Source organism: Siphonobacter sp. BAB-5405 (genome assembly GCF_002872335.1).
Classification (GTDB): Bacteria; Bacteroidota; Bacteroidia; order Cytophagales; family Spirosomataceae; genus Siphonobacter.
On record NZ_NJAG01000009.1, the window covers coordinates 25,795 to 45,366 of the forward strand.

The 19,572-nt window shown below is 48.9% G+C and carries 18 protein-coding genes; 5 read left to right on the forward strand and 13 right to left on the reverse strand.

Annotation, left to right across the window (positions count from 1 at the left end; genetic code table 11):
- Window positions 1-86 precede the first annotated feature (86 nt).
- Together BWI97_RS09195 and BWI97_RS09200 are read left to right on the forward strand one after the other, a co-directional pair.
- Window positions 87-434 (forward strand): BlaI/MecI/CopY family transcriptional regulator, encoded by a 348-nt coding sequence (locus tag BWI97_RS09195; protein ID WP_094810171.1) that lies wholly within the window; start codon window positions 87-89, stop codon window positions 432-434.
- A gap of 1 nt (window position 435) precedes the next feature.
- Window positions 436-1,785: a M56 family metallopeptidase gene (locus BWI97_RS09200; protein ID WP_102200819.1), complete on the forward strand. Its 1,350-nt coding sequence runs from the start codon at window positions 436-438 to the stop codon at window positions 1,783-1,785.
- A 32-nt stretch (window positions 1,786-1,817) separates the two neighbouring features.
- Here the strand turns inward: BWI97_RS09200 and BWI97_RS09205 are convergent, their stop codons facing one another.
- The 8 genes from BWI97_RS09205 to BWI97_RS09240 form a co-directional block, all read right to left on the reverse strand.
- Window positions 1,818-2,615: a YgcG family protein gene (locus tag BWI97_RS09205; RefSeq protein WP_102200820.1), complete on the reverse strand. Its 798-nt coding sequence runs from the start codon at window positions 2,613-2,615 to the stop codon at window positions 1,818-1,820.
- A gap of 69 nt (window positions 2,616-2,684) precedes the next feature.
- Window positions 2,685-3,110: a TPM domain-containing protein gene (locus BWI97_RS09210; protein ID WP_102200821.1), complete on the reverse strand. Its 426-nt coding sequence runs from the start codon at window positions 3,108-3,110 to the stop codon at window positions 2,685-2,687.
- Between the two features lie 58 nt (window positions 3,111-3,168).
- A complete protein-coding gene (locus BWI97_RS09215) occupies window positions 3,169-3,750 on the reverse strand; it encodes a LemA family protein (RefSeq protein WP_094810068.1) in 582 nt (193 codons plus the stop codon).
- A 159-nt stretch (window positions 3,751-3,909) separates the two neighbouring features.
- A complete protein-coding gene (locus BWI97_RS09220; protein ID WP_094810070.1) occupies window positions 3,910-4,860 on the reverse strand; it encodes a glycosyltransferase family 2 protein in 951 nt (316 codons plus the stop codon).
- Between the two features lie 51 nt (window positions 4,861-4,911).
- The gene (locus BWI97_RS09225) at window positions 4,912-6,591 is read right to left on the reverse strand and encodes a hypothetical protein (protein ID WP_102200822.1); all 1,680 of its coding nucleotides are present in this window, start codon (window positions 6,589-6,591) and stop codon (window positions 4,912-4,914) included.
- Complete coding sequence (locus BWI97_RS09230) at window positions 6,575-7,534, reverse strand: glycosyltransferase family 2 protein (RefSeq protein ID WP_199181999.1); 960 nt, start codon at window positions 7,532-7,534, stop codon at window positions 6,575-6,577. Before BWI97_RS09230 ends, BWI97_RS09225 begins: the two co-directional genes overlap by 17 nt.
- A gap of 116 nt (window positions 7,535-7,650) precedes the next feature.
- On the reverse strand, window positions 7,651-9,060 hold the full coding sequence (locus BWI97_RS09235; protein ID WP_102200823.1) for a hypothetical protein: 1,410 nt from the start codon (window positions 9,058-9,060) through the stop codon (window positions 7,651-7,653).
- Window positions 9,061-9,075: 15 nt separating this feature from the next.
- Window positions 9,076-10,212 (reverse strand): acyltransferase, encoded by a 1,137-nt coding sequence (locus tag BWI97_RS09240; RefSeq protein ID WP_102200824.1) that lies wholly within the window; start codon window positions 10,210-10,212, stop codon window positions 9,076-9,078.
- 488 nt (window positions 10,213-10,700) lie between these two features.
- On the opposite strand from BWI97_RS09240, the gene BWI97_RS09245 reads away from it, so the two are divergent.
- Complete coding sequence (locus BWI97_RS09245; protein ID WP_369826553.1) at window positions 10,701-11,537, forward strand: polyprenol monophosphomannose synthase; 837 nt, start codon at window positions 10,701-10,703, stop codon at window positions 11,535-11,537.
- A gap of 90 nt (window positions 11,538-11,627) precedes the next feature.
- Here BWI97_RS09245 and BWI97_RS09250 read toward each other — a convergent pair whose 3' ends face one another.
- A complete protein-coding gene (locus BWI97_RS09250) occupies window positions 11,628-12,368 on the reverse strand; it encodes a glycosyltransferase family 2 protein (protein ID WP_102200825.1) in 741 nt (246 codons plus the stop codon).
- Between the two features lie 250 nt (window positions 12,369-12,618).
- Here BWI97_RS09250 and BWI97_RS09255 point away from each other — a divergent pair, with 250 nt between their 5' ends.
- Window positions 12,619-16,530, forward strand: a complete 3,912-nt coding sequence (locus BWI97_RS09255) for an AAA domain-containing protein (protein ID WP_233207793.1) — start codon at window positions 12,619-12,621, stop codon at window positions 16,528-16,530.
- 52 nt (window positions 16,531-16,582) lie between these two features.
- Here BWI97_RS09255 and BWI97_RS09260 read toward each other — a convergent pair whose 3' ends face one another.
- The 4 genes from BWI97_RS09260 to BWI97_RS09275 are packed head-to-tail and all read right to left on the reverse strand — an operon-like array spanning window position 16,583 to window position 18,556.
- A complete protein-coding gene (locus BWI97_RS09260; protein ID WP_102200827.1) occupies window positions 16,583-17,125 on the reverse strand; it encodes an NADH-quinone oxidoreductase subunit C in 543 nt (180 codons plus the stop codon).
- Window positions 17,122-17,664: an NADH-quinone oxidoreductase subunit B family protein gene (locus BWI97_RS09265; protein WP_094810084.1), complete on the reverse strand. Its 543-nt coding sequence runs from the start codon at window positions 17,662-17,664 to the stop codon at window positions 17,122-17,124. Before BWI97_RS09265 ends, BWI97_RS09260 begins: the two co-directional genes overlap by 4 nt.
- On the reverse strand, window positions 17,661-18,125 hold the full coding sequence (locus BWI97_RS09270; RefSeq protein WP_094810086.1) for an NADH-quinone oxidoreductase subunit A: 465 nt from the start codon (window positions 18,123-18,125) through the stop codon (window positions 17,661-17,663). Before BWI97_RS09270 ends, BWI97_RS09265 begins: the two co-directional genes overlap by 4 nt.
- Window positions 18,122-18,556 (reverse strand): DUF4296 domain-containing protein, encoded by a 435-nt coding sequence (locus tag BWI97_RS09275; protein WP_102200828.1) that lies wholly within the window; start codon window positions 18,554-18,556, stop codon window positions 18,122-18,124. Before BWI97_RS09275 ends, BWI97_RS09270 begins: the two co-directional genes overlap by 4 nt.
- Window positions 18,557-18,654: 98 nt before the next feature.
- Here BWI97_RS09275 and BWI97_RS09280 point away from each other — a divergent pair, with 98 nt between their 5' ends.
- Entirely contained in the window at window positions 18,655-19,512 is an 858-nt protein-coding gene (locus BWI97_RS09280; protein WP_094810090.1) for a DUF58 domain-containing protein, read from the forward strand.
- The last annotated feature ends 60 nt before the right edge of the window (window positions 19,513-19,572 follow it).

The window sequence follows — 19,572 nt, forward strand, 5'->3', positions numbered from 1 at the left end:
GGACCTTTCTTCGGATTTATTTATCAATGCTATAACTAGTGAATTAACTATTTTCGTAGATTTCCGAAAATTTCGGATGTATGGTTATGGAAAAATTGACTCCCGCTGAAGAAACGGCCATGCTGACGCTCTGGCGATTAGAACGCGGTACCTTAGGCGTCATTCTGGAAGAAATGCCCGAGCCCAAACCGCATTACAACACCCTGGCTTCTGCTTTTAAAAACCTGGAGAAGAAAGGGTACGTGCTATTTCGCCGATACGGGAATGTATACGAGTACTATCCGGCCGTAAGTCGCGAACAAGTGGCGGATCGGATGGTGGAAGAGTACTTCGATGATTCGTACAAGAACCTAGTTACGCATTTTGCCAAGGAGCAAAAGATATCGGCGGAGGACCTGCGGGAAATTTTATCCATGATCGAAAAAGGCCAATAATATGCAAACGCTGGTGTATCTCTTACAGGTGAGTTTAAGCTTGGCGGGTTTCGCGGGTTTATACGCTTTGTTACTGAAAAAAGAGACCTACTACCAGTGGAACCGCTGGTATTTCTGGGTTGCCGGAATAGCCTCGCTACTGGTTCCGGCCTGGAACGAGTGGTTTTCGCAGCGGGAAAGCATCCAGCAAGTAACCACATACGTACCGGATTTGAGTTTTCAGTATGCTGCTCAACAGGTAGCCGACTCGCCGTATCCGTCAGCGGAGTCCATGGTACTAGGGCTTTGGTTGATGGGCGTATTGGTCATGAGTGTTCGCCTGGTACGCCAGTTGAGGAGTGTGTATCAACTCTACCGAAATTCCCACATGCAGTATGTAGGGGAGCAGAAGGTGCAGGTACCGGCGTCCGAAACGGCTCCTTTCTCCTTTTTTCACTGGATCTTTATGAATCCAACCCTGTTTACTCCTCTGGAACTCAAGGAAGTACTCTTGCACGAACAGATACACGCCCGGCAAGGTCATTCCTGGGATGTACTGATGGGGGAGATCCTGCAAATCGTATTTTGGTTTAATCCCCTGATTTGGTGGTGGAATAAAACGGTCCGTCAGAATCTGGAATATCTGGCCGATTATACGGTACTGGCTAGCGGCCTGAACGCCCGGCATTATCAATACCATTTGTTACGGCAAAGCGGTCTGGCCGTACCCGTACGTACGCACTTTAGCGTTTCTGAACTCAAAAACCGGATTCGTCAAATCAATACCCCTTCGTCGGCCCCCTGGAAGGGAATCAAGTTATTGCTTCTAGTGCCCTTACTGGGCTTCTGGATTATGGCGTTTACGCCCCGGCGAGTCATGGAAAAAATCGTAATACTACCCGCCAGGCAACAGCAACCGGTAGCCACGGATACGATACCTCCGGTTCTGCCCGCAAAAATAATCCTGAAGAAGAAGCGAACGCCTCGAACGAAGTCTACGAATTTGCCTAAAGCAACCTCGACTACGCCAGCTACGTACGCGTATTTCCTCGACGACCGCAAAACGACCCGTGAAGGAATAGACGGCTTAAATCCTGATGAGATTAAAGAAATGCAGATCGTAAAATCGGAAGCTGAACCCACGCGAAAAGAACTTCGCATTTACACCCGGGAACCTGTTCCGGTACAAATGAAGGTCAACGCTGCTGCTAAGCCGCTGTATCTGGTGAATGGGGAAGAGGTTGAAAATTTAGATGCGATCAAACCCGACCAGATCGAGAGTATTAACGTTCTGAAAGACACGAAGGCAACGGAGCATTACGGAGAAAAGGCAAAAAATGGAGTAATACTCGTTACCTTGAAAGAGCAATAGAAAAGGCCCCATACAGGGGCCTTTCTTCATTTTTAGTAATCCCCTCCGGCACCGCCGCCACCAAAACTACCCCCCCCGAAGTCCCAGCCGCCACCACCGCCGCCGCCGCTGTTGCCTCCCCAACTACCGGAAGAGCTTCCCCAGCTTGACATGGTAGCATAGGGAACGAACCAAGGCATACCACCCCCGGGACCGCCCGAATTTCGGCAACCGCGTCCCATCAAACGGGAAATAACAATGAAGCCTACGACGGCAATGACCAAAAAGATGATTACGCCGCTCATCGGAAGCTCCGTATCGTCACTGGCCTGATCGTTCTTGTATTCTCCACTGGCCCGGCGAATGATTTCGCTGGTCGCGTCATCCAGCCCTTTGAAGTATTGTTGCTGCTTAAACGCCGGAGCAAGCTGGTCAGAAATGATGCGTTTGGCTACGGCATCCGGAATGGCTCCTTCCAGACCATCTCCGGAAGCAATGTATAGTTTACGCGTTTCCGTGGCCCACAGTAACACGAGGCCATTGTCTTTGTCTTTCTGTCCGATACCCCATTTACGTCCGATCTGAAAGGCATAGTCGCCGGGTGGATAATCGCCCGTCGTTTTCACGATCACAATCACAATCTGATTGGACGTGGAATCCATGAAACCTTTTAGCTTTCGCTCGAGCTGGTCTTTTTCGCCGCCCGCTAACATCCCTACGTAATCATTAACAAAACGGGCTGGAACCGGACGCTCGGGGATATCCTGGGCAAAAGCAACAACAAAACTCAGAATTGCAAAGACCAGCCAGAGTCCCTTCCGTAGCACTTGCAAAAATGGCTTGTGGGTCATGACTGTAATAAATAAAAAATGGATGGTACTAGGGGCAAGCTGTAGCCAATCCCATGAATAAGTAGATAATTACTGGAATGAAATGTCATCGGGAAGCTCATTGCGATCCTCTGACTGGTAATGGAAATACGCCTTTAACTGCTTCCCTGCCATTTCGATACCCGTTCGCAACCCCGCTACCAAATCATCCTGCCGGAAGTGTTGCCGCATGGCATCGCGGGTAGTATCCCAAAAATCAGCCGGTACCACCTTATTGATCCCATCATCCCCCCAGATGGCAAATTTCCGGGCTTCCAGAGCGATGAAAAATAGGACGGCATTTCGCTGGGCTGTTTTATGCATTTCCAGCTTGGCGAATACTTCCTTCGCTCGTGCAATGGGGTCCAAGGGTGAAGGTGATTTCTCTTCAATGTGTACCCGAATCTCACCGGAAGTTCGCGTTTCGGCCTGCTTGATAGCCGCAATGATTTCCTGTTGCTGAGCCTCGCTAAGCATATGTGATGGCTGATAAGCTTCGAGGACCAACGTACACGTACGCTGGCCCTCAAGCGAATTAGAATTGAACTTTTGGAGCTTTTTCCGTTCCTGGATCGGATTCGAAGTACGCTTTAGCAGGGAAACCAAACATACCGCTGAGCAGATTGGTCGGGAATGAGCGAACCTTCTGGTTATACTGCTTAACGGCGTCGTTGAAATCGTTACGGGACACTTTGATTCGGTTTTCCGTACCTTCGATCTGAGCCTGCAAATCCCGGAAACTATCACTCGCCCGCAGTTGGGGATAATTTTCAGCAACGGCCAGTAATCGGGACAGCGAACCATTCAGTTGCGACTGAGCCTCTTGAAAACGCTGAATATTTTCGGGTGTAAGCTGATCGGCGGTGAATTTAATGGATGTTGCATTGGCCCGGGCATTCACTACATCCGTAAGCGTCTTCTGTTCAAAGTTGGCTGCTCCCTTAACCGTGGCAACCAGGTTCGGGATCAGGTCGGCCCGCCGTTGGTAATCGGATTGCACCTTACCCCAAGCGGTGTTTACATTTTCGTCCTGTTGTACTAAACCGTTGTACGAGCAACCGCCCATCAGTACAACTAAAACAATGATAGCAATGGTAGCGATGATTCCGCGTGACATATTCTATGAAAGGTTTTAATTCGGGTTTTGGCTGACTATTTAAAATTGTTGGGCCAAAGCTAGTTTTTTCGGCCAGACTTGTATACGATTTTGGGATGAAATGAAAATAGCCGGATGGTCGATCCGGCTATTTAGTGATGAACGGAAAGCCCGCGAAGGCTATTTTTCCCACTGCTTATTGAGAATTTTGGATTTAATGATAAAAAGCGGTCGGCCTTTCGACTGAAAAAAGATCCGCAGTACGTATTCACCGATAATTCCGAGGCCGAACAAATTCAGTCCACCGAAGAAGATAATGGCAAATAGCGTCGCTGGAAAGCCTTGCGGAACGTCCATGCCTAGTACATATTTCTTGATGAGGTTGTAAATGAAATACATCATCGAGAAGGCAATGGCGGTACCGCCCAGTCGGGTAAGAAGCTTGATGGGAAACTCGCTGAAGTTGAAAATCCCGTTGTAAGCCAGTTTAAACAACAGAGCAAACGAATATTTCGATTCACCCGCTATTCGTTCGTCGCGTTCGTATTCTACGCCCGTCTGCTTGAAACCTACCCAGGTACGCATCCCCCGCAAATACCGACTTTCTTCGGGCATCGCATTCATGACGTCTACAACCCGACGCGAAACCAGAGCGAAATCGCCGCTATCGAGCGGAATATCAATGTAAGAAATAGAACGTAGAATCCGGTAGAAGGAATGGTACGCCAGCCGTTTGATCCAACCTTCTTTCCGTTTCCGCCGTACGGCGTACACCACGTCGTACCCTTCTTTATAAAGTTTGTAAAAGTCTTCGAGTAATTCAGGAGGATCCTGTAAATCACCATCAATCACCATGATGGCTTCCGTGCCCCGTGCTTCGTTCATACCGGCCGAAAGAGCCAGTTGGTGACCGTGATTACGGGCCAAAAACACACAATGATAACGCGGATCGGAAAGAGCCAGTGCCTGCATGAGCGTAGCCGTATTGTCGCGGCTGCCGTCGTCGATGAGTACCACCTCAATCGTAAGCGGGAGGCGGTCCATCAGACTATTTAAACGCTCCACCAGGTGAGGAAACGTCTCACTCTCGTTATACAGGGGGGCGACTATCGAAATTTGTGGATTATTCAATGGGAAAGTTGCTAAGAAGGTTGCCGCCAAAATTTACTGACAAAAATAGACTCAAATTGATAACTTATTCAAGGTTGGATACCGTTTTAGCGTCGTACCGTCCTGATACAGAACCTGAAGCTCGTAGGACCCGGGGCGTAGCATATCCTTCGGTAGCTCTGCTTTACCCCCTACACCCGGTCGAAACGGATTGCGGCCCGTATTAGGCAATGCCTGAAAAGGAATCAGATATTGATCGGAGCGTTCCTTCGATTTGACGTGTAGCAACAGCATACTATTACGGCCCCGAGGAACCGTAAGATCCGGTTGGGTAAGCAGGTAATACGTGGCGGTTTCCTGCGTTTGTAGGGATACAGCCTGGCTTTCGGCGGACTGAGCCAGCACTGGATCGAAAAAGTGAATCGGTGGGTTGTAAATTCCCTGTTCCAGTGGCGTCATAAAGTTACGCTGAATATACGGCTCCAGAAACGATCCACGCGTGGCTCCCAGACCGATGCCCGCATGGTATTGGTTGAAGGTAGCCGTCAGTAAGTTCTTCCGTCGGTCTTCGACAATCGGGAAGTACGCCAGATAAAGTCCCAGATAGATCAATACGCTGGCGGGGATGAGCCACTTCGGTGTTCGGGCGTAATCGCGTCGCATGCTCAGCCAGGCCATATACGCTACGCAAAGGAAAAGCGTAGGGTAAAGCTTGTAGTTACTGATGAGCATGACGTGGTAACCAAAATGCGGTCGTAAGACGGCAATGATGGTGTTGTTGGCCAGTAGAAACAGGGCCGTACCCAACAGGAAATCCTGCACGAAACGGTCCTGATCCGGTACGGATGATACGCCCGTTGTACGGAAGTAACCAAGTAATACCGGCCAGATGTTTTTCCGGAACCACAGGACCGCAATCGTCATTAATCCAACACCGGCCAGGGTCGGCAGGATGTAACGCCAGGGGGCGGAAGCATTCGGGAAAAAATCAAAAGCCGCTCCCAGGTAGGTGAAGAAGCCCAGCAGGGATAATTGCGGAGCTTCAAGAAATTTACTGAAACTCTTCCCGTTTGCCGTCGAGGGATAGTGGTAATAATAGCCAGCAATAGCCAGAGCCATAGCTAAACCCCAGATGAGGAGAAAAGAGTACCGTTTGCGTAAAACCAGAATAACACCGCCCGCAATCCAGACAAACATTCCATTGCTCATCGTGAACGTCGTGATGAAGGCCAGTACCAGGGCTCCGGCAGCCGAAGCGGGTGTCCCTTTGGCCAGTACAAAGAGCGTAGCAAAGGCAAAAAAGAGCAATGGTTCGTGTTGCAGCCCGGCGTTGGTCAGGAACGTCAGCAGGTAATGTTGCGGCTGAAACATAAAAAAGGTAACCGGCAGGAAATACCACAGCGACAGCCGCATTCGCCGAAATGCCAGTAGGAACAATACCCAGATAAATACCTCAGTCAGGTTCGCCAGGGCCTGCATCCAGACGTATTGCAGCTCGCCCGTCAGGTAGTAGGTAGCCAGTACGAGTAACTTAGCCGTTACCATCCGGTGCTCGTTATTGGGCAGGAAAAGCCAGTACGCTTTTTCGGACCAGGTAGGAGCTTTCTGAAATTCCAGGAAGAAGCCGGAGAGCGATTCGTAATCGTCAAACCAGGCTACGTTTAATACATAGGAGAAGAAAAAAACGATAAAAACAGCAAGCGGTAAGCCAACGATAAGCTGAGATAGGAACGAATTACTGGACGTCTTCATCGAAATTAATTGATTCGGAAACAATGAACTCCGGGCGTTTTTTTAATTCATCGAAAATACTGCCGATGTATTCACCCAGTACGCCGATGGTCAGCAGTTGGATGCCGCCGAAGAAAATGACCATGATAACCGTGGAAGCCCACCCCGGCACCAGACTTTGCGGACGCAACACGCTGCTGGCAAACACCCATACGGCTAAACCAAGCCCCACCAGAATACTAATAAACCCCAGTGAAAGAGCTACTGTCAGGGGTTTTTTGCTAAAATACAACAGGCCGGTCTGAGCAAATTTCAGCATCTTCGAAAGCGGATACTTCGTTGCTCCGGCAAACCGCTCCTCCCGGGAATACTCGATGGGTACCTGCTTGAAACCCATCCAGCTAATCAGGCCCCGGATGTATTTATTGCGTTCCTGAAGTTTTTTAAACTCCCGGATGACTTTGGCATCAATCAAGCGGAAATCGCCCGTATCCAAAGGCAGGGGAACTTCCGACAATGAATTAATAACCCGGTAAAAGGTACGAGCCGACCAGAGTTTGAAAAAGCTTTCCCCCTTCCGCTCTTTCCGTACGGCATACACTACGTTAGCCTGTTCTTTCTGGTACAGGTCTACCATCGCCGGGAAAAGCTCTGGTGGATCCTGCAAATCGGCATCGATGATGATGGCAATATTGCCCGAGCAGTATCGGATTCCCGCCGATACCGCCGGTTGGTGACCAAAATTTCGCGAAAACGAGAGTACCCGTACCCTGGGGTCCTGTACAGCTAACTGCTTTAACAGGGTTAAGGTTTTATCACGACTGCCGTCATTGATGAAAACCAGTTCGTAACGCCAGCCCTGGCTTTGTACTACCTGGGTGAGTCGCCGATAGGTTTCACCAATGACTTCTTCCTCATTAAAACAGGGGACAATAACCGAAAGATAAATCTCTTCAGGATTCAAGGTAATAAGGATTAAATGATGGATTCTACTACGTAAAGCAGAAGTATATAACCGTACATGCCTTCGAAACGGGTAGTAAGCCGGCCTATCTACTCATCAGTCAAAGAGCGAAAAGGTTACTCTTTGGTTTGTAAAATCAATGCTTTTTTACCGAAAAACTGCGATTCACACTTATTCCAAAGGTGGGTTGTATTTTCCTTGATGTCTTCCGTAAACAAAGATGCTGGGACATGCTGAAGCGGTGCAATGGTCACGGTATCCTGCTTCGACTGCCGGATGTACGCATAACGCTCTGTTAATTCTCGATCGTACTGAGCGGCCGTTCCTGTGGTTAAGTCGCGGGTCATCATCCGGAAGTTCTTGTTGAACGCGTACGCCACGGGTACGGCCAGCAAGGCCAGCACCAGCAAGGCCTTCAGAATGGCGGGTTGGGCTACTTCAAGGCTTTTCGTTTCCCGAAGCCAGAGTACGCTTACCGTCAGGTTATAAAACAGACCCGTCATGTAGAAATAATAGACCGTATTAGTGATGCGTACCGGCACTTCATCCATACCAACCCCGTAAAAATACGGGAAGAAGAGGAGGGGCGTCAGTCCCGCCCAGACCAGCCAACCCGCCCAGGGACGAATCCGCAGGTACGAACGGAACGCCCGATCTTCCCGGTGAGCCAGCCATACCAGCCAGAATACCACAAAAATTAAAATCAGTGGCATCCAGTGCAGGGCCAGTTCAGCCGTCGTACGGAACGACATGGGAAGCGAGAAGACCAGATTACCACCCAGTGGATTCGCGTGCTGACGCACTTTCGAACCCGGCGATTGCAGAATGAAGTAGCTACTGACCAGCGTGACCCCTAGCAAAAACACTAAACGCAGGTCGAGCTTACGGTTGAAAAGCAGTTGGTACAACAGAAAACTGCCCAGCAGACCGCCCAGTAAAATGACGAACATTTCACAAAGCCCTACAATACCCACAATGAATACGGCTGCCAGTACTAACCAGGCATTGGCTGCTGTAGAAGAACGACTTTCGTACACTTTACTTAGAATGACCAGCAGGAAAGTCGTCAGGATCTGGGGCAAAATGTAGGTATACGAAACCGTAGCCCAGTAAAAACCTTCAGCCAGACTCGCCATTTGCAGGACATAGGCAATGACCAGAGCCGCCGTAATCATGAATTTATGAGCGGACGAAACCTTGAATAAAACGCCGACCAAAGCATACAGCGACCAGAAGGTCGTTAGCAGATAGACAATCGGCAGTACTTTGAAATACCAGAAACCATTGGCAAACAAAGGCGTCACGTGGAAGAGGACATTCGCCAGGTAGCGTCCGCTCCACTGTTCGTAATAGAACTGCGTAGACCACCAGATGCCGTAATCACGGGCCATGTAAGCAAAACAGAAATCGTCGGCAGCACTGGGGTGATTATAAAAACTCAGGGCAATGATGGGAACTACCGTAATGAGCAGGAGGAATACCCAGGCTGGTAGAATCCAGTACCTTTTCGAAAGAAAGTCAGACATAAAGCGTGGAAGGCATTAATAACGAAAGCGATTTTTAAGGTTGTTGATGGGTTTTTCAATGATGTACCAGGATAACGTAGCTACTAGAATAGTTAACAAGGTATACGCAGCAAAGTTGAACAGATAGCTTTCTTCCAAGGCTGGGATCTCCCGGTAAATACGGTGCATCAGGCGATACACGGGGTGGGTAGGCGGCGTATGGTAGTGGTTATACACAAAGTTGTGATACAAATAAATACCGTAGCTGATACGACCCAGGTAGATGCTGACCGGGTTTTCCAGTATCCACTTCATCACCCCATCGTAGCCTAAGATGGCTTTCCCAATCAGGAAAAAAGCAAAGATGGAACCCGCTAGTCGCTCGAATACACTGTTGAGGGATTGATGCGGATCGGCAGAAATATGGTACCAGTACAAACTGCCCCCCAGAATAATCAATCCCAACCAGACCAAGGCCGTATGACGGAAAATTCGCTGAAAATGGCTCAGTTGGAAAATGTAGAGATAGGCGAGAAAACCACCCAGTCCGAACGAATCCAGGCTGGTAGGCATCAGTACGTAGGAAACAAACCAGGGTTCGCCTTTCAAAAAATAGTACAACCGCAGGGAAACACTGCCAACGATAAACGCAACGAGTATTTTAGGCAAATGCCGGGTAGGAACGAAGAAAACCAGGAACGGGAAGAAGATGTAAAACTGTTCTTCCACTGCCAGCGACCACAAGTGGTCCATCGACCCGAGCCAGGTTTCGTAGTGGGCAATGTAAATATTGGTAGCGTACAACGCCAGCCAGAGAAATTTTTCGCGGGCAGGGGGTACGTTAAACAGAACCAGCAGAAAAATAACCAGATAATAAATGGGAAAAATCCGGATAGTACGGCGAATGAAGAATTTCTTCAGATACGTGCTTAGACCATTTTCACGGGGCTGGTACTGATGCTTGCTCTCAATTAGAATACGGGTAATGAGAAAGCCACTCAGTACAAAAAAGATCGTAACCCCAATGGGACCAATGGGAAGGGTATTGAACCCGGCCAGCAGGTGATCGTATAAAACCAGAAAGACAGCGATAAAGCGGATTCCGTCCAGTTGCTTGAAGTAGGATTCCTGTTTTATTGCGGTTCTCGGTACATCTATCGGGGTTGCTGACATGGAAACGATGAATTTATATCGCAGTATGCTATGGTCGGTTGATCAGAATCAGGTAAAACGAGCAAACACCGACTAACCTTTGAAATAAACCAAAGGAGCCTAGTTAACTCTAATGACTTACGAACGGAAAGTAAAGGCTGTGGATGAGCTATGAATCAGTCCTTTGAAGCCGTGAATACTACTGATTCCATTCAAAATCAGGGGCTAATTTCTTAAAGTTCTTTCAAATAGCCTTGAATTATTTTTTGGTGAAACCGTTCATCCACTCATTCAGATGGTTCTGAGAACGGCTCAAAGCCTCTGACAATGAGTTAGTTTTATTGGAATTAATCCACGAAATTTGCTGTACGATCTACGCTGCCTTAAAGTATTTTAACGCTCCAGATGAATGAGTAAGGTCGTTTTGACGTTACTAAATTAATTCCCTCGAATTTTTTGATTGGCTTCGGCTAACCTAACCATACCCTGATTTCCACCTGATTTGGTTTATGGAAGCACTTTCTGTTTTTACGGGTACCTCTACACCGCTTTTGATGAATGGGTCGAAAGAGCGAATCGTCGTGATTCCGACTTACAATGAAATTGAAAATATTGAAACGGTTCTTCGCAAGGTTATGAGCCTGGAGCCGACTTTCGATGTTCTGATCGTGGACGATGGTTCCCCCGATGGTACGGCTCTTAAAGTGAAACAATTGCAGGATGAATTCGGTGATAATCGCATTCACCTGCTCGAACGCAAGGGTAAGCTGGGCCTGGGCACGGCCTATCTGACGGCTTTTAAATATGCCCTCAAAAAAGGCTATCAGTACATCTTCGAAATGGATGCGGACTTTTCCCACAATCCCGACGATCTGGTACGACTGTGGCGGGCCTGTGCCGAAGAAGGCAACGATCTGGCCATCGGTTCGCGGTACATTCAGGGCGTAAATGTGGTGAACTGGCCGATGGGGCGGGTACTGATGTCGTATTTTGCCGGTGTCTACGTGCGTTTCATTACGGGAATGCCCGTGATGGATGCGACTGCGGGTTTTAAGTGCTACCGTCGCCGGGTGCTCGAAGCGATTGATCTGGATTCCATTCGTTTTGTCGGGTACGCCTTCCAGATTGAAATGAAATTTACTTCCTGGAAGTATGGATTCAAACTCAAGGAAGTACCGATCATTTTTACCGATCGCACGAAAGGCGTTTCCAAAATGTCCACGAAGATTTTTAAGGAAGCTTTCCTGGGCGTCATTCAGTTGAAAGTAGACAGCTTCTTTAAACGTTACATCCGCGAATCCGTAGAGACGTTTGAAGCGATTAAACTGGAACCCCAGCGGAGCTAGATCCGTCCGTACGCTATAAAAGGAAAGCCCGTCAATCACTTGACGGGCTTTCCTTTTTATAGCAGCAAATCTGGTCAGTAACCGGATGAATCAATCAAGAATTTTCCACTTACCCAGACCCCATTTCGACAGGCGATACAAAAGGGATGTTCGCAGTACGCCCAGTCCGTACTTGGAACTGCGAAGGAAGTTGATGGAAGAAGCTTCATCAAAATACTTGGTCGGGCAGGTTACTTCCGCAATTTCAAAGCCTTTCCAGAAAATCTGGGCAATCATTTCGTTATCAAATACAAAGTCGTCATCGCACTTGTCGAAGGGGACTTTTTCCAGTACTTCCCGCGAGAAGGCCCGGTAGCCCGTGTGGTATTCGGATAATTTCTCGTTGAGTAACACATTTTGTACAAAGGTCAGAAAGCGATTGGCAATGTACTTGTACATGGGCATTCCGCCTTTCAAGGCTCCCTTGCCCAGAATACGTGAGCCAAATACGACCGGATACAAATCATTTCCGATGATGGAAATCATGGCCGTCAGCAGCAGAGGCGTATATTGATAATCCGGGTGCAGCATAATCACAATGTCACCGCCCAGTTCCAAAGCCTTTTTGTAACACGTTTTCTGGTTTCCTCCGTATCCTTTATTAATGTCGTGGCGAATGACGTGCTGAATGCCCAGGGCTCGAGCGACTTCTACGGTGTTATCCGGACTATGATCGTCAACGAGTACCACTTCATCCACCAAATCAAAAGGGATTTCCCGGTACGTTCGTTCTACCGTAAGAGCGGCCCGGTACGCGGGCATAACCACAACGACTTTTTTATTATTGTACATAGATAGTAATGATCCACACCTCGCCCTGGTTAGTCAAACTTGGCACGGGTAAACAAGAGGAGTTTGCAGGGGAATTGAAATAAACCTCAAATTTACGTCTACCCGTTGGTATTATTGGTATAAGCAACTAATTCCTCCGAAGAAACCCATCGTTACTTTCTACAAAAAGATCAGATGTGAGCCTGAGTGAAGTAGAGATTAACCTAACGAAAGCCGGCAAAGCAAACAGGTTGACGCGTTTTAACGTAGATTGTCAGAGATTCGCTCGCCCGCAGGCGGCGTCCTTATTATGAAGAAGTTTGATAAATCAAGCATTCGGGTGTTTCAGCGAAGACTGGCCAATCTGAGTCCCCGAAACCGATCGCTTTTGCTCCTAAACTTACCGCAGGAACAGTTTCTGGATGTGCATGACCTGGATTTCCTGTTCGGCACCTCTTCGTTTGAGGTCATTACGGCCTGCATTGCGGGTAAAAGCAACGTATTACTCTGCGATGTACTTGATGCCCGGTACGAAAAGGTCAATGAAGTTTCCAAACGCCTCCGACGCATGGCCCGTACCGCCGCATTTATCGAGGCCGAACGGGGTACCGAAGACCTGTACCTGGGCTGGCCGCTGGTGCAGGGGAAGTTCTCGGACGGTACGGTGGTACGGGCTCCCTTGCTGTTCTGGCCAGTGAATGTACGGGTGACTCCGCAAAATCGCTGGGTACTCGATCGCCGGGATGAACCGCTTTCCCTGAATCGATCGCTGGTTATGGCCTACGCTCATTTTAACGGGCTACGGCTGTCGGAAGAGTTGTATGAAAAAGATTTCGAAGACTTTCCGAAGGATGCTCTGGCCTTTCGGACGGCTTTGTACGAATGGCTGAAAGAAACGCCCCTGTCCCTCAATTATAATTCTGACCTGTTCGAAAATCAGCTTCAATTTTTTCCAAAACTTTTAAAAAGCGACCTTGAACGTACCGAACGCAATGGCGAGCTTCAGCTATTGCCGCACGCCATACTGGGCATTTTTCCCCAGGCCGGTTCGTATCTGGTCCGGGATTACGAAGCCCTGCTGGCGGACGAAACAGAAGCGTATTCTTCTGTGGAATCAGTCCCTACCCAATACCAGAAACTGCGGGAAGCGGATATGCTGACCCCATTTTTGCTGGATGCTTCGCAGGAAGCGGCTTTCCGGCGAATTAAAAAAGGCGAATCACTGGTGATTCAGGGACCACCGGGAACGGGGAAATCCCAGTTAATCTGTAATCTCATTGCCGACTTCACGGCTCAGGGCAAACGGGTGTTGGTCGTGAGCCAGAAACGGGCGGCGTTGGATACCGTTTATGAGCGGCTTTCGCTGGCGGGCTGGCAACCTTTTGTGGCAAATCTGCACGATTTTCAGCACGATCGGAAAAGCCTGTACGATCAGATTGCCGGACAAATTGATCGAATTGACGAGTACCGACGCCTGAATACCAGTCTGGATGCGATCTTACTCGAACGGGAGTTTACACAAAATGCCCACCAGATTGACCGGATTCAGCAGGAGTTAGAGGATTTCAAAACCGCCCTGTTTGATACCCGTGTTTGTGGGCTTTCCCCGAAAGAATTATATCTGACTTCCCAGCCGCAGGAAGATCATTTTGAACTGGGCGAATCGTACCAATCCTTTCACTTTGATACCTACGCCGAGACGCTACGGCGGTTTAAACGCTACGAGTTGTATGCGACCCGTTTAGGAACCGATCATCCCTGGGCGGACCGGGTGAATTTTAGTGGGTTAAGTTTTCAGGCAGTACCGCAAATACGAGCCCTGATCCAAGAAGTACCGACGCAGATCCAAGAATTCAATCACCAATGCGAACAACTGATTGGGCGAAAACTAGGCTGGACGGAGATGCGTACCCTGCCGGTTGAAGCTTTGCAGACCTTTCAGCGTCAACTTACTCCAGAATTAGAACCCTGGCTACAGAAAGTATACCGGCAGCAAATTCCCGATTGGGGAAGCTGGCCCGAACGACGGGCCCTCGAACGAATTGAACAAGCCGGCTTGCTTCACACGACGCGGAGAAGTTCAGAATTGATGGAATTCCGTGCTCGCCTGGAAACGGCTCTGCAAGCCCGTACTTCTATGGTCAAGTGGTTATTTTGCAAGGAAAAAGAGATCATTCGGGCCGATGCCGAACAACAAGGGCTATCGCTGGAATTGGCTGATTTGCAAGAATTGAAAACCCGACTGGATCGCCGGATCGAAGCCGAGCAATACATGCGAAGATGGACGGAGCAAGCGGAGGTGACGGTAGTTGTGGAAGATTGGTCGGTTTCCAGGGAACACTGGGAACGCATATCAATGCAACTCAAGCAAGCCAGTGAATTATATCAACAGATACAACGGGGGCCTTCGTTACTAAAAGAGCTACATTTTGAAGGCTTACGGTCCTTTCGTAATCAACTGGAAACGGCTTTGCAACTAGCGGACCAGTTCCAGAAGGCGTATCAGTCCTGGCGAGTGTACCTGACCGACAGTCAAATCGAACAGCTGATCCAACAGCCCGATATTGCCGTTCCCGTTTTAACGACGAGCCTTACGGACGATTTTGAATGGTTGCACGAGTGGGATACGCTTAAAAATCACCTTAGTACCGCCGAACGGGAGATACTTCAGCGGTATGAGGGGCAAACGCTCGTAGCCGCTTTCGATAATTCATTACGACTAGCCTGGCTCGATCACCTGGAAGTACAGCATCCCATTTTACGAAGCGTATCGGGGCTGGGCATGAGCCAACGGGAAGAGGAATTACGGGCAGCCGTCATTCGGAAACAGGAGCTGGCCGGGGAGATTGGCCGAATGCGATTGCGTGAACAAACCTACCAGTCGCTCGAAACCAATCGGCTGGGAAATACCATTACGTATCGTGACTTACGTCACCAGGTAACCAAGAAGCGGCTGATTTGGCCCGTGCGACAGGTACTGGCTACGTTTGCAGAAGAGATTTTTTCATTGGTACCCTGCTGGCTGGCCTCGCCCGAAACGGTATCGGCCGTTTTTCCGTTTCGTCGGGGGGCAGAACCCTTATTTGATCTGGTCATTTTTGATGAAGCTTCCCAGTGCTTTGCTGAGCAGGGCTTACCAGCCATGTTTCGGGGTAAGCAGGTTGTGATTGCGGGCGATAGTCAGCAACTTCAACCCTCGGATTTATACCGTGTTCGGTTTGAAGAAGAAACGGAAGACGTACCTGAACTGGAAGTCAGTAGTTTGCTGGAACTGATGGCCCGTGACTTGCCGCAAGTGATCCTGCAGGGGCATTATCGCAGCCGATCGCTGGATTTGATCGATTTTTCCAACCAGCATTTTTACCAGAATCGCCTGAAGTTACTGCCGGACTTTCAGGAAATGAACCGCCGCGAAGGAGCTATCCGATATTGGAAAGTAGAAGGCGAATGGAAAAATCAGAATAACCTCGTTGAGGCCGAAGCCATCCGCTCGCTGGTGGAAGACTTGGTACGGCAGGAACCCGAGCGGTCCATCGGGGTGGTGACGTTCAATGCTCCCCAACAACGCCTGCTGGAAGATACGCTTGAGGGCCTTTCCCCCAAGCCTGATTCATTATTCATTAAAAACCTGGAAAATGTACAGGGAGACGAACGGGATATTATCATTTTCTCCATCGGCTATGCTCCTGATGAGCGGGGTAGGGTAGCTCTGCAATTTGGTGCACTCAATCAGGCGGGGGGCGAAAATCGGCTGAATGTAGCCATCACGCGGGCTCGCGAACGCATTTATGTGGTGACGAGCCTCTGGCCGGAACAGCTACACGTGGAAGAGACCGTAAATGCCGGACCTAAACTGCTGAAACAATACCTGAACTTTGCCCGCCAGGTGTCACAGGGTGCGTATAAACCGCAACCGATCATCACGGCAGAACTACAGTCGAATCAATTACTGAAAGATCAACTGCAAAGACAGCAGCCCCAGTGGAAAAACGAATTACCCTTTGCCGATCTGGTCGAGAAAGAGCAGGAATACTATAAACGGCTGATTTTGACCGACGATGATGTGTATTATCAAAGTTTAAGTGCGAAAGAAGCTCACGCGTACTTTCCCCTAAGTCTGGAGCGGAAAGGGTGGCGGTATCAACGCATCTGGAGCCGGGAGTGGTGGAAAAGGCAGGGTTAGGGCACAAAAAAACCGTCTTCAGAGAAGACGGTTTTTTTGTGAGCCCAGAAGACTAGGATAAATCCGTATTCTGAGCCATGCCTTCTGCATTAACGCCGTACTTTACTTCAATGCCGTGGTACAGCTCCTGTTCTGAATAATCTTTCCGGAGCGGATGCCCTTCCCAATCTTCGGGTAGTAGAATCCGGCGTAAGTCCGCATGGCCGTGAAAGTACACGCCCATTAAATCATAGGCTTCGCGTTCGTGCCAGTCAGCCGTTCGCCAGATTCGGCTCACGCTAGGTACCTCAGGCAGGGTCTCATCCTGCGTTTGGCGGGGCACTTTTACTTTCAGACAAAGCGAATGTTCGTAAGGAATCGAAAACAAATTGTAGGCTACTTCCAGCGTATCCGCTGAGGGGCCGTTGTCAAGAGCGGTCAGGCAGGAAAGTGAATCGAAATACGTTCGTTCATCATTCCGCAGGAAATCACAAATGGGTACGAGAAACTCTTTAGCGATCGTCAAATTCGGCATTAATCCCAACTCTTCTTCGGCTACCAAAGCTTCCATACCGAATTCCTGAGTCAACAGGGATTTAAGTTCGGAGAAAGTCATGCGAATGTTGGTTGTTCAAATTTTTCAAGCAAACTCAAGGCGGCTGTAGGTTCCTGCACACTTTCATGCCGGATTTTATCCTGCAACTTCATAATAGCCCCAATTAACGCTTCGGGGCGGGGTGGGCAACCCGGTACATAGACATCCACCGGAATGATACGGTCTACGCCTTTCACAACGTGATACCCATGTTCCCAATAAGGGCCACCACAGTTTGAGCAGCTTCCCATGGAGATCACATAACGAGGTTCAGCCATTTGTTCGTATAAGCGGCGAATCCGGTCGGCCATTTTAAACGTAACGGTTCCGGCTACAATCATCACATCCGACTGGCGGGGGGAAGGCCGGGGAAAGATACCAAAACGCTCCAGATCATAGCTGGAAGCGAAGGTCTGCATCATCTCAATGGCACAGCAGGCCAGTCCGAAGCCCATGGGCCAGAGGGAGTTCAGACGAGCCCAGTTGAGCAGATCCTCAGCGGTGGTCAGTACCACGCCGCCCTCTCCGGTTTTGAACCGACTATCGAGAAAACTTTTCATTGATATTTCTTATTTACTTTTCCATACAGGTCCGTCGGAACCTTGGAAGGTATGTGCGTAACCTTAGCTTGGGGGCGTACCCAGTCGAGGTGTCCTTTTCGCCAGGCATACGCTAAGCCTAACGCCAGAATGCCGATGAAGAGGAACATCTCCAGTAAAGCAAACATTCCCCAGCGGCCATTCGTTTCCTGGATTAAGGATTCTTGTCCAAAAACCGTAGCCCAGGGAAATAGAAAGACGAGTTCTACGTCGAAAAGTAAAAAGATCAGGGCAATACTGTAGAAACGAATGTTAAACTGCACATTGGCATTCCCTACGGGTTCCTCACCGGATTCGTACGTGCTGAGCTTTTCTTCGTTAGGCCGGGCCGGACGAATAAAACGGGCAATGGCCAGCATTACGGCCAGAAACAGAATGCCCGCAATGAGGAAAAGCAGTATGGAGCCGAAATCAGAAATCATTTGCGTTTGAGTATCTTTTTGAGGCGGACGTTGCGAGCCGTATCCGCTTTTGAGCTATCGGGCTGGGCTGGAGCAGACTGAGCACGGGCCTCCTTTTTACTCCGTTCGTCAATGGCCGTCAGACTATCCACGACGCCCTGATAAATTTCCTTGAATCGATTGGGTTGAGCAATGTAGTAACGGTAACTGGCTCGGTACGAACCGGTATCGGCTCCGTACTTTTTCAGAATGTCTTTTTCCAGTACCTGAAAAGCCACCAGCGAAGAATCCTGGGAACCTAACCGAAGCCGGGTGATGCGTTGTTCGGCCAGATGAATGTCTTTCAGAATCTGCACCATTTGCTGTTCCGGTACGAGGTGTTCCGGAGGGGAAGGAGCATTGGAACAGGCCGTAAGCCAGGCCAATAATGGGAGCAAAAGACGCGTTTTCATGTTTTATTTTAGCAAAGTTAGGTAGTTTTGGCAGAAGGCAGCTACAAAACCTGCGTAAACAACTGCCTTTAAGAAGGCTGCCTTAAACGGACCGTCGTATGAATGATCTGCTTTCAAAACTTCGTAATTACGAAATTCGGATACGGAAGGCCGTTGATTCTCAGATGCACGGCAATTTTAAATCCGTATTTAAAGGTTCTGGACTGGAGTTCACAGACCTGCGGCAATACCAGTATGGTGACGACATTCGTCTTATTGACTGGAACGCATCTTCGAAGGGTCATGGTCTTTTTTTAAAGATATTTAAGGAAGAAAAAGAGCAGACGGTGTTTTTTATGGTGGACGTAAGTGCCTCCCAGGACATTGGTCGGGAGGATCGTTCGAAGCTGGATGCCACCAAGGAAATCTGTGGTGTACTGGCTCTGTCGGCCATGCACGAAGCCAGCCACGTGGGCTTGTACTGCTTTTCGGATCAGAAGGAAAAATACATTCGTCCGGCGAATAGTCTCAAACACGGGTACCAAATGATTCTGGAGCTGTTTCGACTCAAACCCGAATCGCTTAAAACCAACTTATCCGAAGCCATTTTATTTGCCCTCAATATCCTGCGGCGGAAAAGCGTAGTCATTCTTATCTCCGATTTCATTGATACAGGCTACGAACAAAACCTGAAAGCTCTTGCCAAAAAGCACGACCTGGTAGTGGTACACCTGTATGATGAACGGGAGGTAAATATGCCCTCGCTGGGTATTATTCCAGTCTATGATAAAGAAACCCGCCGTACCTTGTGGATCAATACGTCGTCGTCGCAGTATCGCAAAACCACCCGTCGGGTATTTGAAGAGAATCAGCAGCGACTGGAGACGCTTTGTAAGCAGTACAATGCCAATTATTTATCCGTCGATACGCAGGAAGATTACGTACCCAAACTCATTAAACTGTTCCGGGTAAAATAAGTAACGAAAGAAAATTCAGTGGATCGGCGGTAAGATTTCAGCCGTCTGTCAAACGCTTAA